This window comes from Rhodanobacter sp. Root561, assembly GCF_001427365.1.
GTDB lineage: Bacteria > Pseudomonadota > Gammaproteobacteria > Xanthomonadales > Rhodanobacteraceae > Rhodanobacter.
In genome coordinates, this window is sequence record NZ_LMGH01000001.1 from 796,149 (window position 1) to 810,588 (window position 14,440).

The window sequence follows — 14,440 nt, forward strand, 5'->3', positions numbered from 1 at the left end:
GGTCGATCAGAAGTTGACGGACATGGTCAGCTGGGTGAACCGCGGCGACTGGAAGCCCAGCGGCTGGCGGAAGGTGCTGCTGGTCTCATTGGAGATGTCGGTCTGCAGGTCCTGGTCCACCGACGTGGTGCGCTTCTGGTTGAGCAGGTTGTAGACGGCCAGCTTCACCCGGAATTCGCCGCCATCGAACGGCTTCACGTAGGTGATGCCGGCGTTGAGGTTGTAGGTCCACGGCAGGCGACCGTACTTGCCGCGCGGCGAGCGTTCGTAGACGCGATCCTCGGACGTCGGCGAGTCGCAGTTGTCCACGCAGATGAAGTAGCTGTGGTAGTTGGTGCCGTCGTACGGGTTGCCCACACCGAAGCCGGTGATCGGTCCGCCGGAGGCCACGTTGAGGTCGGCGCCGAGCTGCCAGTGCGGGGTCAGCGCGTAGGTGCCGCGCAGCTTGAACTGGTGACGGCGGTCGTTCGGCAGGTAGCCATCGCCGCCCAGGTTGACCCACGGATCATCGAAGTTCTCGGTGCGGCCGGTGTCGTCGAAGTTGGTGTCGGAGTTGACCGGACCCTCCGCGTTGCCGCGGTTCCACGACATCGTGTACGAGGCGTTCATCGACCACTTCTCGTCCCACGCGCGATCCAGCTGCAGTTCGACGGCGGCGTAGGTGCGCTTGGGCTTCACCCAGCCGCGCTGGCCCAGGTAGTTGCCGTCGGCGTCGTACATCGCCCAGCCTTCCTTCGAGGTGTCGACGGTGAGGTAGCCATCGGCGTCGCCGTCGCAGTTGGTGTCGCCCCAGACGGTGACCTTCTGGCCGGGGTTGGCCATCACCCAGCCGATGTAGCCATCCTCGCCGCACTGGGCGGTGGCGCTGATCTCCATGTCGTCGATCGCGTTGTGCAGGCGACGGTAGGTGCCCTTGACGCCCCACGACCACTGCGAGCTGATCAGCTGCTGGAAGCCGAGGATCGCCTCGTCCTGGTAGACCGGGTCCATGTCATGGTCGACTTCCGCGCGCAGATCGCCGACGGTGCCGTCACCCTGCGAATCGTCGACCGCACCGATCTGCGGGCCGAGTTTGGGCACGGCGTATTCCACGCCGTTGAGCGTCTGGATGTCCCAGCCGTCGAACGCGTAATAGGTACGCTCGTCGAGCAGGCCGCCGGCCTGCTTGATGTTGATCACGTTGGCCACCGGCAGGTAGTAGCGGCCGAGGTTGCCGAACAGCTTGGCGCTGCCGTCGCCCTTCATGTCCCAGGAGAAGCCCAGTCGCGGGGCGATCTGCCGATCCATCTTGATGTAGCTGCGGCCCGCCGCATCCTCGTTGTCGAAGCTGTCGTTGCGCACGCCGAGGTTGAGCACCAGGTTGGGGCTGACCTGCCAGTTGTCCTCGATGTAGTAGGCGGCATTCTTGGTGGTGAACGTGCCGGAGATCTCGTAGCGGCGGGCGCGGATGTAGGAGTCGTAGCCGGCCGGCATCACGCCGCCGTTGGGAATGGTCGAGCCGGCGCTGGCCGCATAGAGGTTGTAGTAGTACGCGCCCGGCCCGGCGTAGTAGCGGCTGTAGTCGGAGGTGTCGTTCTCGTGGTCGTAGCCGAAGCGCAGCAGGTGGTCGCCCAGCGTCCATTCGAAGTCGGCGCGCGCCTGCTTGCGGACGTCGTTGCGATCGTAGACGGTGGAATTGCTGGTGCAACCCAGCGCGACACCCGGGTCGTGGAGCTGCAGGAAGGCGTTGTTGCCCGACACGTAGTTGCAGCCGATGTCCAGCTGCGAGCGGGTGAACGCTTCGCGCTCGTTGCGGCCGTACATCAGCTTCATCGACAGGTCGTTGGTGAGGTAGCTGGTCCAGGTCAGCGCCCAGTCCTTGCCGCCGGTATCGCTGAAGACCTTGTTGGTGAGCGGGCCGACGGTGTTGCTGTCGTAGTCGTAGCTGTAGACGTCGCCGGTGTTCTTGTTCTTGTCGGAGAAGGCCATCAGTTGCAGCACGTTGCTGTCGGTGATGTTCCAGTCGATCGTGGTGCCCCAGAAGCCGGTGTTGGCGCTGTTCGAGGTGAGCGTGTTGCCCGCATCGTTGGTGTTGCGCGGGCTGCTGCCGCGGGCTTCGTACATCGCGAAGATGAACAGCTTGTCCTTGATGATCGGGCCGGACGCCCAGACGTTCGTCTTCACCAGCGAGCCCTGGTCGCGGCTGGCGGTGATGTAGCGATGGCCGTCGGCGTCGTACTGGTCGTCGGCCCGCGAATGCCAGTTGCCCGGCTCCAGGGTGACCTCCATGCCGCCTTTCAATTCATTGGTGCCCGAGCGCGCCACGGCGTTGACCACGCCGCCGGTGGTGCGGCCGAACTCCACCGAATAGCCGCCGGTCTTGACCTGGAACTGGTCGTAGAAGGCGAACGGGGCTTCGGAGAAGCCGTTGCGGTTGTAGAAGTCGGTGACGTTGAGGCCGTTGACGTAGAACGCGTTCTCGGCGATCGACGAACCGCCGAAGGAAATGCCACCGAAGCCCGCGTTGCCCTTGACCACGCCCGGCGCCAACAGGGCCACCGAGGTGACGTTCTGGTCGACCGGCAGGCGCACCAGTTCGGCGCGCGAGACATTGGTGGCCGACTCGGTCGAGGTCACGTCGATCACCGGCAGGCCGTTGCCGGTGACCTGGATCGCCGAAAGTTCGGTGGCATTGGGCGAGGCGCCCAGGTCCAGCGTGGTGGCGTTGCCGAGGCTGACGGTGACGGTACGCGGCTGGCCGAGCGGCTGGCCGTTCACGCTGGCGCTGACGGTGTAGTCACCGACGGGAAGGAACGGGAAGCGGTAGTTGCCGCGCTGGTCGGCGGTGATCGTGCGGGTCAGCCCGGTGGCCGGATTCACCGCGGTGATCACCGCGCCGGCCTGGGCATGGCCCACCACCGAACCGTCATTGTTGCCGGCGAAGGCCGCCGGCGCGGCCAGTGACCCCAGGCCAAGGCCCAGCGCCATGCAAAGTACGGTTCTGCGCAAGCTGCGACTGTTGCTCATTTCCCCATCTCCCCATCGACGCCGTCGATGCCATGTTTATTGAAGGCTTTCTGTTATTTGCCGCTGCGTCCCTGCGCCGCTGGCAGCAGCTGCCAGTCGAAGTCGTAATCCAGCTGATCGAAATAGATGTTGCCGCCGCGCCATTCCGCCTCGCCGCGCTGCGAGTCCACGTTGTCCGAACGGAACTGCTGCTTGGCCGGCTGGAACGGACGGTCGTAGTCGCTGTTGAAGGCGATGCGGTATTCGTCGAGCCCGCCGAGGTAGAACCATTCCAGCGCCGGGTCGTCCGCAGGCGACGGATGCAGGCGGCCGGTGGTGACGTCCATCGGCACCCAGCCGTAGGGCGCGAGGTAGGCGAAGCCCCAGTCGTGGATGTTGCTGTAGCCGCTGCCGTCGTTGGAGAACACCATGCCCGACTGCCAGCGCGTGGGTATGCCGTTGAGTCGCAACAGGGTCATCAGCAGCAGGGTCTGCTGGCCGCAGTCGGCATGGCCGGCGTGCAGCGCGTAATCACTGATGTTGGAAATCGTCGAGTATTCGCGGGCGCCGGCCCAGGGAATCCGGTCGACCGCCGCGAACAGTTTCTGCGCGATGCGGTACGGGTTCTTCTCGTCGCCGACCACCTTGCGCGAGAACGCGCGCATCGCGTCGGTGAACACGATGTGCGGCGAGCGCTCGGCCACGAACGGCGCCAGCTCGGGGGTGATCGTGGCGGGCACCACGCGGGCCGGATCGATCGCGTGGTACTGCGCGTACTGGGTCAGTTCCCAGGTCACCGAGAACACGGTCTTCTGCCCGGCCACCGCCGGCTTCTCCAGATACGCGGTGCGCTGCGGCGCGGACTCGGGCGCGATGCGGTGCTGCGCCGGCACGCTGGCCACGTAGCGGATGTCTTCCTGCTGGCCGGGTATCGCCTGCGGATACGGAATCCACGCGCGCACGGTTTCGCCGGCGGGGACGGCGTCGGCGGCGACGGTCAGCGTCTGCGTCATGCGCAAGCGGCGCGGCAGCACGCTGCTGCGATGTTCGGCCAGCGCCGCCTTGTAGATTGCGCGCTGGTGATCGTTCAGCGCTTCCATCGGACCGTCGCTGATCGGCGTCTGCACCGCGCGCCGCGCCACCGCCTCGGCGTTGAGCCGGAACAGGTTGCCCGGCGAACGCTTGAAATAAAGTGTCTTGCCGTCGATCAGCTGATGCTCGAACAGGCCGGCTGCGTTCCACTTCGCGAACTCGGCCTCGGTGAGGTCGGGGATCTGCTTGCGCACACGCGCCTCGACATCGTCCGCGCTCAGGGTGAAGTCGAGCAGGATGCGGCGCATGCGCTCGCGCTGGAAGGCCAGTTCGTGCTGCGTGTCGGCCGGCACGCCGGGCTGTGCCAGCGCGGCGGTGATCGCCGCTTCGGCGGCCTGGAAATGGCCGGCATCGATCTGGGCGATGATGGGGGCGGTGGTTCCGTTGCTGGCATCCACGCCGGCGAAGGCGACGGAGCTGCCAAGCAGCAGGGCGAACAGGCACGCCATCGGGCGCAGCCCGCGTGTGGGCTGACGTGTTACCGGTGCGACAGGTAGCAACGTATCCATCGACAAACGTCCCCGTGATTGAACCCCTGAAACGGTTGTGTAACACGCTTGCAAATGCTGGTCAATAATTTATGCTTCGATTGAACTCAACAAGAATCAGCTATTCCTTGCTGGCCGCAAACCGTCAGCCTGTGGATGCCCGCAAACGATCCACGAGGGGGTGCATGTGATCCATACGGTCTGGCCTTATCTGGCGCTGATGTTGCTGGTCGCGGGATTGTTTCCGGCGATCGAGCGCCGCTTCGGCTGGAAGATCTTTTCGGTGCTGCCGCCGATCGTGCTGACCTACCTGCTGGTCACCGCGCTGGCGGTGTCGGGGCTGTGGCAGGTCAATGCCGAGATCAAGGCGGCGCAGTCGATGCTGGTGTCGCACATGGTGCCGGCCCTGCTGTTCCTGCTGATGATCAACTGCGACCTGCGCGCGATCTGGCGACTGGGGCCGCGCGTGCTGGGCGTGTTCGCCTGCACCTCGGTCAGCCTGTTCGTGGCCTTCATCGCCAGCTTCCTGATCTATCGCCACTGGCTGCCGGGCAACCAGTGGCAGCCACTGGCCGCGCTGTCCGGCAGCTGGGTCGGCGGCACCGCCAACATGATCGCGGTGAAGCAGGCGATCGCCATGCCCGACGACCTGCTGGCGATGTCGCTGCTGACCGATGCGCTGTGCTACTCGATGTGGGTGGTGGTGCTGTTCTCGGTGGCGCGGCTGGCGCCGGCGTTCAACCGCTGGACCCGGGCCAAGTCCAGCGGCGACATCCCGCTGGCCGAGCCGAAGACCAGCGCGCCGACCACCTACGACAGCGTGCTGCTGTGGCTGGGCATGGCGCTGGCAGTGGCGGCGCTGTCGGGCTGGCTGGCCGGCTGGCTGCCGGTGTCGGGCATGGTCAGCGCCACCACCTGGACCATCCTGCTGGCCACCGGCTGCGGGCTGGTGGTGGCGCATACGCCGCTGGCGCGGTTTCCCGGTGCCGGCACGATTTCCAGCGCGATGCTGATCAGCGTGGTGGCGGTGCTGGCCTCGCAGAGCAATTTCCACGGGATCGCCGCGGCACCGCTGTACCTGCTGTGCGGAGCCACCGTCATCGCGATCCACGCGGTGCTGCTGGTCGGCTTTGCCAAGCTGTTCCGCTTCGATCTGTACCTGTGCGGCATCTCCTCGCTGGCGCATATTGGCGGCGTGGCCGCCACGCCGATCCTGGCGGCCAGCTACTCGGCCGCGCTGGTACCGGTGGGTATTCTGCTGGCCTTGCTCGGTTACATCCTGGGCACGGGCTTCGGCCTGCTGGTGGCGACGATCATGTCGGCACTGGCGCTACCGTGATGCGTATTCGATACAGGACCGGAACGATGCGATTTTCCCTGATTGCCGCCAGCGTGCTTGCCTTCGCCTTCGCCGGCGCACCGCTGCAGGCGCGCGAGGCGAATGATGCGCTGACGATACCGCCGTCGGGCGTGCTGGGCGTGGGCGAGGCGCAGCTGACCCCGCAGTTCTGGATCGGCCTGCAGGCGCAGCCCGACCGGGTGATCATGGATCGCGCCACGATCGAGGCGGAGAACGCGAAGCTGCTGCAGCTCGATCCGTCGATGCACGACCTGCGCAAGCTGCCGGCCACGCTTTCGCGCGAGCAGGTCAGTGGCTGGATCACGCATGTTTCGGAGCGCCCCACGCGCCAGCGCTACGACGTCGAGGGCAAGCCGGTGCCGTCGGCGACGTTCGATGCGCTGGTGGCGGATCTCGCCCTGGACAAGATCCCGGCCAGCCAGCCCACGCGTTACGGACTGATCGTGCAGCGCGCCGCGTTCCGGGCGTTTCCCACCGACCTGCGCGTGTTCAGCTCGAACGATGACACCGACATCGACCGCTTCCAGGAAACCGCCGAGTTCCCCGGCGTACCGGTGGTGATCGCCCATGCCAGTGCCGACGGCCGCTGGCTGTTCGTGCTGAGTCCGCGCTATGCCGCGTGGACGAAGGCGGAGAACGTGGCCGAGGGCAGCGCGGCGCAGGTCTTCGGTTACGTCGACAAGTCGCCGTACCGGGTGATCACCGGAGCCAGCGAGCGCACGGTGTTCACCCGCGAACGTCCCGAACTGTCGCAACTGCAACTGGACATGAGCACGCGCGTGCCGCTGGCCAGCGGCCTGGCGCCGGACCAGCCGGTCAACGGGCAGACGGCGTACGCGGCGTACACGCTGGAACTGCCGTGGCGCGATGCCGCCGGCAAGCTGCAGTTCTCGCCCGCGCTGCTGCAGAAGAACACCGACACGGCCGGCGACTACCTGCCGCTGACCCCGGCCAACATCCTCCACCAGGCCTTCAAGTTCCTCGGCGAGCGCTATGGCTGGGGGCATGCCTACGACGGCCGCGACTGCAGCGGTTTTGTTTCCGACGTGTATCGCAGCATGGGCGTGCAGATGCCGCGCGATACCAGCAAGCAGTCGATCAGCCCGGCGCTGGAGCATCGGCTGTTCACCGACAAGGACAGCCGCGAGGCGCGCCTCAAGGCCGCGCATGAACTGCAGGTGGGCGACCTGGTCTACATCCCCGGCCACGTGATGATGGTGATCGGCCAGTACAAGGGCCAGCCCTGGGTGATCCACGACGTGGGCGGCATGAGCTATCGCAAGGCCGATGGCAGCAAGGCCCGCGTCAAGCTCAACGCGGTATCGGTGACGCCGTTGCTGCCGATGCTCTACAACGACAAGCAGACCTTTGTCGACCGCATGACCAGCATCGTGCGCATCCGTCATTGAGCCCGCCTGCAACAAAAACAAGGACACGGATTCCATGAAGGTTTGCCCATGAAAATCACCGACATCCAGTTCGGCATGCTGCGGGTGCCGCTGAAGACCCCGTTCAAGACGGCCCTGCGTACCGTCTCCACGGTGGAAGACATCGTGGTGATGGTGCACACCGACAGCGGCGAGATCGGCTATGGCGAAGCGCCGGCCACCGCGGTGATCACCGGTGACACCCACGGCTCGATCATCGACGCGATCCGGCACTACATTTCGCCGCGGCTGATCGGCCAGGACATCGCCAACCTCAACCACATCACCCAGCTGATCCAGTCGTCGATGGAGAAGAACACCAGCGCCAAGGCGGCGGTGGAGATCGCGGTGTACGACCTGTGGGGCCAGCTCTACAACGCGCCGCTGTACAAGCTGCTCGGCGGCGGCGATCCGGTGATCACCACCGACATCACCATCAGCGTCGATTACATCGACAAGATGGTGGCCGACTCGATCTCGGCGGTGGAGCGCGGCTTCGAGTCGCTGAAGATCAAGGTCGGCAAGGACATCGGCGTCGACATCGAGCGGGTCAAGGCGATCTACGCCGCGGTCGAGGGCCGTGCGCTGCTGCGGCTGGACGCGAACCAGGGCTGGACCGCCAAGCAGGCGGTGTACGCCTTGCAGACGCTGGAAGATGCCGGCATCAAGCTGGAGCTGATCGAGCAGCCGGTCAAGGCGCGCGACCTGGCCGGCATGCGCTACGTCACCGAACGGGTGCACACGCCGGTGATGGCCGACGAGAGCGTGTTCGGCCCGATGGAGGTGATCGAGCTGATCCGCCTGCGCGCGGCCGACATCATCAACATCAAGCTGATGAAGACCGGCGGCATCTCCAACGCGATCCGCATCGCCGACATCGCCGGCATGCACGGCATCGAATGCATGATCGGCTGCATGCTGGAGACCAGCATCAGCGTGGCGGCTGCCGTGCACGTGGCGGTGGCCAAGGCCGACGTGATCACCAAGATCGACCTCGACGGACCTTCGCTGGGCCAGTTCAACCCGGTGGACGGTGGGGTAATCTTCAACGAATCGGAGATCTCGGTGACGGACGCACCCGGCCTGGGCATCCGCGAGATACGGGGCCTGGAGAGGATCGAAGACTGATGTCGCCGCTGGTCAAAATCCGTTCGGAACGCGACCAGATGTCGGCAGTGGAGCGGCGCATCGCCGACTTCGTGCTGGAGAACGCGCAGCTGCTGCGCGACTACTCCTCGCAGCAACTGGCCAATGCGCTGGGCATCAGCCAGTCCAGCGTGGTCAAGTTCACCCAGAAGCTGGGCTTCAAGGGTTATCCGGATCTCAAGTATTCGGTGGGCGAGGCGATCGCCCGCGCCGACAACGGCGACGCGCCGGAGCTGGCGGCCGCCAGCGACGGCGATGCCGGCGGCTCGACCCTGTGGCGGCGCAAGTCCGAGGCCGAGGAGGCGACCCGGCTGATCAACCCGCCGGAAACGCTGCAGGCGGTGGCCGAGGCGATCGCCCAGGCTGGCCGCAGCGGCAAGGTGTTCATCATCGGCCTGGGCGAGGACGACATCTACGCGCGCAACTTCGCGCTGCGGCTGTCGCTGCTGGGCATCCTCACCGTGCACAACTTCGACACCGCGCGGATGACCGCCAACATCTCCGTCGCCGGCGCCGGCGACGTGCTGCTGGTGTTCTCCGAGCACGGCAACCATCCGGCGCTGGGCAAGATCGCCCGCTACTTCCGCGAGCGTCGCGGCCAGGTGATCACGGTGACCCGGCACACCGCCAACCCGCTGCGCACGCTGGCCGACCTCGCCCTGGTGGTGTCCGCCCACGACGAGCTGCCGTACATCCAGCCATTGCTGTACCAGTCGGCGCTGCAGCACCTGCTGGACGGCCTGTTCGTGCAGCTGTGCGAAGGCGGTGACGACCGCCACGCCCAGCTGCTGGCCAACCTCGATCGCATCCAGCTGATGCTGGAGCCTTGAGGGCGGGGATTTTTTGGGCCAGGGATTCGGGATTTGCAAAAGGCGGCGCCCGCGCGGCCTCCCACAACATGTTGCGTGACGATGATCTGCCGAGTGGAAAGCCGATGACTGTGAACCGCCGAACCCTTGCCCTGTTGACGTTCGCCGTCACGCTCGCCGGCACCGCGCATGCCGGCACGGCGAAGACGCCGTGGCATGACGCGCGCCAGATGATCGTGGTGACCACGGCCGGCTGGAACGTGGACCACGGCACGCTGCGCACGTTCGCGCGGGCAGGCGATGGCTGGCGCGAGGTGCGCGCCGCGGTGCCGGTGACCATCGGCAAGAACGGTGCTGGCTGGGGCCTCGGACTGAACGCGCCGCAGGCCGACGCCGGCGGGCCGGTCAAGCGCGAGGGCGACAACCGCAGCCCGGCCGGGGTGTTCCGCATCGGCGACAGCTTCGGTTATGCCGCCAGCGTCGACACCGCGATGCCGTACCTGGCGCTCAACGCCACCGAATACTGCGTCGACGTCAGCGGCGCGAAGCATTACAACCGCATCGTCGACGCCAGCGTGGTCGGCGCCGCGGCGGTGAAGGGTTCCACCGAGCCGATGCGGCGCGACCTGCACGCGCACGGCGACCAGCGCTACCGCATGGGCTTCGTGATCGAGCAGAACCCCGCGAACGTTCCGCAGGCCGGCAGCTGCATCTTCGCCCACCTGTGGAAGTCGCCCAGCGACGCCACCGCCGGCTGCACCGCGATGACGCCCGCGGTGATGCAGTCGCTGCTGGGGTGGCTGAAGCCGGAAGATCATCCGGTGTTCGTGCTGCTGCCGCAGGGCGAGTACGAGCGGCTGCGCACGGCGTGGCAGTTGCCGGCCATCGCCGCCACGGATGCCGCCCGATGAGTGCGACGTCCCGTGTGCTGACCGGACTGGCCGCGGGCGCGGTGATCGGCCTGCTGCTGGCCGGCTGGAACGAAACCGCGGCGTTGCAGGTGGCCAACGTGGTGCAGCCGATCGGCAAGCTGTGGCTGAACGCGCTGCAGATGACCGTGGTGCCGCTGGTGCTGGCGCTGGTGGTGGTGGGCGTCAACACCGCCAGCGACGCGGCGGCATCCGGGCGCATCGCGCGGCGGGCGATCGTGACCTTCCTGCTGATCCTGACCGGCGGCGCGCTGTTCGCGGCGCTGGCCGCGCCGCTGGTGTTCTCGCTGTTTCCGCACAATCCCGCCCTGGTCGTGGCGCTCGATCACGCCAGCGTGCCGGCCGCCGCGCAGGCGGCGCCGAACTGGATCGATACGCTGGTGGCGATCGTGCCCAGCAACGCGATCATGGCCGCGGCGCAGAGCGCGATGCTGCCGCTGGTGGTGTTCGCGCTGTTCCTGGGTTTCGCACTGACCCGCATCGAGCCGGCACGTCGCGCGATGCTGGTGGAATTCTTCCAGGCGATCGCCGACGCGATGATCGTGATCGTGCGCTGGGTGCTGTGGGTGGCGCCGCTGGGCGTGTTCGCGCTGATCCTTTCCGTATGCGCCCGCTCCGGGCTGGGCATGCTCAGCGCGCTGGGTGTCTACGTGCTGGTGGAATGCCTGCTGTACCTGTCGGTTACCGTGATGATGCTGCCGGTGGCGCTGTTCTTCGGCGGCGAACGGCTGCGCCGCTTCGTGCCCGCGCTGGTGCCGGCGCAGGTGGTGGCGATCAGCACGCAGTCGTCGCTGGCCTCGTTGCCGGCGATGCTGGAAAGCGCCGACCGCCGGCTTGGTTACCCGAAGCAGGTGGCCGCGCTGGTGCTGCCGATGGCGGTGAGCCTGTTCCGCCTGACCAGCCCGGTGCAGTACGTCACCTCGGCGGTGTTCATCGCCTGGGCCTACGGCGTCGACCTGTCCACCGCGCAGCTGCTGGCCGGTGCGCTGCTGGCGGTGGTGATCAGCCTGGGCTCGGTGGGTTTGCCGGGGCAGGTCACCTTCGTCGCCACCAACCTGCCGGTGGCGCAGGCGATGGGCCTGCCGCTCAGTCCGCTCGGCCTGATGCTGGCGGTCGACACGATTCCCGACGCGCTGGCCACCCTGGGCAACGTCACCGGCGACCTTGCCGCCACCAGCGTGGTCAATCGTCAATCACGGCAAGTCGGGAATAGCGAAGCAGAGCCCTAGAACCCCGCTTTCCCCGTTCCCCATTCCCCCATCTTCAACCCCGAGCTCGAAATGGATCTGATCGAAACCGACGTGATCGTGATCGGTGCCGGCATGGCCGGCGCCTCGGTCGCCTACTTCCTTGCGCCGCATGCGCGCGTGCTGGTGCTGGAGCGCGAGTCCTACGCCGGCATGCATTCGACCGGCCGCTCGGCGGCGCTGTTCAGCGAAACCTACGGTTCGGCCCAGGTGCGTGCACTGACCCGCGCCACCCGGCCGTTCCTGGCCTCGCCGCCGGCCGGTTTCGCCGCCGAGCCCATCCTCGGTCCGCGCGGCGCCACCCTGGTCGGTAACGCGGCGCAGGTGGATGACGTGAGCGCGTTGTACGAGGCGATCCGGCCGTTCACGCGCGACATCGAGCTGCATGACGCAGCGCAGTTGCAGGCCGCCGTGCCGGTGCTGCGGCCGGAGTTTGCGCAAATCGGCCTGCATGAGCCGGGTGCGGCCGACATCGATGTCAACGAATTGCATCAGGGCTTCCTGCGCGGGCTGCGTGCGCGCGGTGGCCAGTTGCGGGTGGACGTGGCGATCCGGGCGATCGAGCGCGATACCGGCGGCTGGCGCGTGGAGGATGGCGAACACGCGTACCGCGCGCCGTTGCTGATCAACGCGGCCGGCGCCTGGGTCGACCAGGTGGCCAGGCTCGCCGGCGTGGCGCCGCTGGGCATCGTGCCGAAGCGGCGCTCCGCCTTCGTGTTCGATCCGCCCGAGGCGCTGGCCACAGCGCGCTGGCCCTTCATCAACGACTTCAGCGAAACCTTCTATTTCAAGCCCGACGCCGGCCTGTTGCTGGGCTCGTGCGCGAACGCCGATCCGGTCGAGCCGCACGACGTGCAGCCGGAGGAATACGACATCGCGCTGGGCATCCACAACATCGAGCAGGCGACCACGATGACGATCCGCCGGCCCCGCCGCACCTGGGCCGGCCTGCGTTCGTTCGTCGCCGACGGCGACCTGGTCGGCGGGTTCGCAACGGATGCGCCCGGCTTCTTCTGGGTCGCCGCGCAGGGCGGCTACGGCATCCAGACCAGCGCCGCGATGGGCGAAGCCTGCGCCCACCTGGCGCTGGGCCTGCCACTGCCGGCGCCGCTGGTGGATGCGGGGTTGTCGGCAAAGATGCTGGCGCCGCGCGGCTGAGCCAGGCTCCCCATCGGCGCGGGCGCGGCAGGCGCACTGTGGTTATCATGACGCACTGCGCCAATGCCACGAAGCGATGCCCCCATGCTGCTGATGATCGACAACTACGACAGCTTCACCTACAACCTCGTGCAGTACCTGGGCGAGCTGGGTCAGCAGGTGAAGGTGGTGCGCAACGATGCGCTGGATGTCGCCGGCATCCGCGCGCTGCGGCCTGCGCACATCATGATTTCGCCCGGACCCGGCACGCCGGATGATTCGGGCGTGTCGCTGGACGTGCTGCGCGAGCTGGCCGGCGAGATCCCGGTGTTCGGCGTGTGCCTGGGCCACCAGGCGATCGGCCAGGTGTTCGGCGGCAAGGTGATCCGGGCCAAGCAGATCATGCACGGCAAGACCTCGCCGGTGATCCATCGCGGCCAGGGCGTGTTCGCCGGCCTGCCCAATCCGTTCGAGGCGACGCGCTACCACTCGCTGGTGGTGGAGAAGTCGTCGCTGCCCGATTGCCTCGAAGTCACCGCGTGGACGGAAAATCCGGACGGCTCGATCGACGAGATCATGGGCCTGCGCCACAAGACGCTGGCGGTCGAGGGAGTGCAGTTCCATCCCGAGTCGATCCTGACCCAGCACGGCCACGACCTGCTGCGCAATTTCCTGGGACAGCCGCTGCGGGCGGCGGCATGAACGACAGCGTGCAGACCATCACGATCACGCCGCAGGAAGCCCTGCAACGGCTGATCGAGCATCGCGAAATCTTCCACGACGAGATGATCGCGCTGATGCGCCAGATCATGAACGGCGAGGTGAGCCCGCTGATGACGGCGGCGATCATCACCGGGTTGCGGGTGAAGAAGGAAACCGTGGGCGAGATCACCGGCGCGGCGCGGGTGATGCGCGAGCTGTCGGCGAAGGTCGAGGCGCCGGCACATCCGCATTTCCTGGATATCGTCGGCACCGGCGGCGACGGTGCGTCGAGCTTCAACATCTCCACCGCCTCGATGTTCGTGGCGGCGGCGGCCGGCGCGCGCATCGCCAAGCATGGCGGTCGCAGCGTGTCGTCGAAGTCTGGCAGTGCGGACGTGCTGGAGGCGCTGGGCGCGTCGATCGAGCTGGCGCCGGCACAGGTTGCCGCGTGCATGGCCGAGACCGACATCGGCTTCATGTTCGCGCCGAACCATCATCCGGCGATGAAGGTGGTGGCGCCGGTGCGCAAGGAAATGGGCGTGCGCACGCTGTTCAACATCCTCGGCCCGCTGACCAACCCGGCCGGCGCCCCGAACATCCTGATGGGCGTGTTCCATCCCGACCTGGTCGGCATCCAGGTGCGCGCGCTGCAGCAGCTGGGCGCGCGGCATGCGCTGGTGGTGTGGGGCCGCGACGGCATGGACGAGATCTCGCTGGGCGCGGCGACCCTGGTCGGCGAACTGCGCGACGGCGTGGTGCGCGAGTACGAGGTGGAGCCGGAGGACTTCGGCCTGGCGATGGCCTCCAGCCGCAACCTGCGGGTGGAGAACGCGGAGGAGTCCAGGTCGATGCTGCTGGGCGCGCTGCAGGGCGAGGCCGGCGTGCCGCACGACATCGTCTGCCTCAACGCGGGCGCGGCGCTGTACGCCGCCGACGTGGTCGCCTCGATCTCCGACGGCATCGAGCTGGCCCGCGCCACGATTGCCAGCGGTGCCGCCCATGCGAAAATGCAGGCCTTCGTGGCGGTCACCCGTCGACTTTCCGGCCTGGTGCCCGTGGGCGTTTGAACTTCGCCGACGTCGCCATCGCTTTCATCGCGCCAGCTGCGCACCATCCAA

At 67.1% G+C, this 14,440-nt stretch carries 11 protein-coding genes; 9 read left to right on the plus strand and 2 right to left on the minus strand.

Annotation, left to right across the window (positions count from 1 at the left end; translation table 11 throughout):
• Positions 1 to 6 precede the first annotated feature (6 nt).
• Together ASD55_RS03375 and ASD55_RS03380 are read right to left on the minus strand one after the other, a co-directional pair.
• A complete protein-coding gene (locus tag ASD55_RS03375) occupies positions 7 to 3,006 on the minus strand; it encodes a TonB-dependent receptor (RefSeq protein WP_056763728.1) in 3,000 nt (999 codons plus the stop codon).
• Positions 3,007 to 3,059: 53 nt separating this feature from the next.
• On the minus strand, positions 3,060 to 4,586 hold the full coding sequence (locus tag ASD55_RS03380; RefSeq protein WP_056718506.1) for a transglutaminase domain-containing protein: 1,527 nt from the start codon (positions 4,584 to 4,586) through the stop codon (positions 3,060 to 3,062).
• A gap of 166 nt (positions 4,587 to 4,752) precedes the next feature.
• Here ASD55_RS03380 and ASD55_RS03385 point away from each other — a divergent pair, with 166 nt between their 5' ends.
• The 9 genes from ASD55_RS03385 (at position 4,753) to trpD (ending at position 14,389) form a co-directional block, all read left to right on the plus strand.
• Positions 4,753 to 5,904, plus strand: a complete 1,152-nt coding sequence (locus ASD55_RS03385) for a DUF819 family protein (protein ID WP_056718517.1) — start codon at positions 4,753 to 4,755, stop codon at positions 5,902 to 5,904.
• Positions 5,905 to 5,930: 26 nt separating this feature from the next.
• Positions 5,931 to 7,334, plus strand: coding sequence for an SH3 domain-containing protein (locus ASD55_RS03390; RefSeq protein ID WP_056763730.1), 1,404 nt, complete (start codon positions 5,931 to 5,933; stop codon positions 7,332 to 7,334).
• A 48-nt stretch (positions 7,335 to 7,382) separates the two neighbouring features.
• Positions 7,383 to 8,480 (plus strand): dipeptide epimerase, encoded by a 1,098-nt coding sequence (locus ASD55_RS03395; protein ID WP_056763731.1) that lies wholly within the window; start codon positions 7,383 to 7,385, stop codon positions 8,478 to 8,480.
• Positions 8,480 to 9,328 (plus strand): MurR/RpiR family transcriptional regulator, encoded by an 849-nt coding sequence (locus tag ASD55_RS03400; RefSeq protein WP_056763733.1) that lies wholly within the window; start codon positions 8,480 to 8,482, stop codon positions 9,326 to 9,328. Before ASD55_RS03395 ends, ASD55_RS03400 begins: the two co-directional genes overlap by 1 nt.
• Before the next feature lie 104 nt (positions 9,329 to 9,432).
• On the plus strand, positions 9,433 to 10,218 hold the full coding sequence (locus ASD55_RS03405; protein WP_056763734.1) for a L,D-transpeptidase family protein: 786 nt from the start codon (positions 9,433 to 9,435) through the stop codon (positions 10,216 to 10,218).
• Positions 10,215 to 11,465, plus strand: coding sequence for a dicarboxylate/amino acid:cation symporter (locus tag ASD55_RS03410; protein WP_056718502.1), 1,251 nt, complete (start codon positions 10,215 to 10,217; stop codon positions 11,463 to 11,465). Before ASD55_RS03405 ends, ASD55_RS03410 begins: the two co-directional genes overlap by 4 nt.
• A 51-nt stretch (positions 11,466 to 11,516) precedes the next feature.
• A complete protein-coding gene (locus ASD55_RS03415; protein ID WP_056763736.1) occupies positions 11,517 to 12,641 on the plus strand; it encodes an FAD-dependent oxidoreductase in 1,125 nt (374 codons plus the stop codon).
• Positions 12,642 to 12,725: 84 nt separating this feature from the next.
• A complete protein-coding gene (locus ASD55_RS03420) occupies positions 12,726 to 13,322 on the plus strand; it encodes an aminodeoxychorismate/anthranilate synthase component II (protein ID WP_056763738.1) in 597 nt (198 codons plus the stop codon).
• Positions 13,319 to 14,389 (plus strand): anthranilate phosphoribosyltransferase, encoded by a 1,071-nt coding sequence (gene trpD, locus ASD55_RS03425; RefSeq protein WP_056763740.1) that lies wholly within the window; start codon positions 13,319 to 13,321, stop codon positions 14,387 to 14,389. The genes ASD55_RS03420 and trpD overlap by 4 nt, the downstream gene beginning before the upstream one ends.
• Positions 14,390 to 14,440 lie beyond the last annotated feature (51 nt).

Bases quoted from the DNA above. Each gene is read 5' to 3' on its own strand.
- ASD55_RS03375 (WP_056763728.1), bottom strand. From the start codon at position 3,006: ATGAGCAACAGTCGCAGCTTGCGCAGAACCGTACTTTGCATGGCGCTG.
- ASD55_RS03380 (WP_056718506.1), bottom strand. From the start codon at position 4,586: ATGGATACGTTGCTACCTGTCGCACCGGTAACACGTCAGCCCACACGC.
- ASD55_RS03390 (WP_056763730.1), top strand. From the start codon at position 5,931: ATGCGATTTTCCCTGATTGCCGCCAGCGTGCTTGCCTTCGCCTTCGCC.
- ASD55_RS03395 (WP_056763731.1), top strand. From the start codon at position 7,383: ATGAAAATCACCGACATCCAGTTCGGCATGCTGCGGGTGCCGCTGAAG.
- ASD55_RS03400 (WP_056763733.1), top strand. From the start codon at position 8,480: ATGTCGCCGCTGGTCAAAATCCGTTCGGAACGCGACCAGATGTCGGCA.
- ASD55_RS03405 (WP_056763734.1), top strand. From the start codon at position 9,433: ATGACTGTGAACCGCCGAACCCTTGCCCTGTTGACGTTCGCCGTCACG.
- ASD55_RS03410 (WP_056718502.1), top strand. From the start codon at position 10,215: ATGAGTGCGACGTCCCGTGTGCTGACCGGACTGGCCGCGGGCGCGGTG.
- ASD55_RS03415 (WP_056763736.1), top strand. From the start codon at position 11,517: ATGGATCTGATCGAAACCGACGTGATCGTGATCGGTGCCGGCATGGCC.
- ASD55_RS03420 (WP_056763738.1), top strand. From the start codon at position 12,726: ATGCTGCTGATGATCGACAACTACGACAGCTTCACCTACAACCTCGTG.
- trpD (WP_056763740.1), top strand. From the start codon at position 13,319: ATGAACGACAGCGTGCAGACCATCACGATCACGCCGCAGGAAGCCCTG.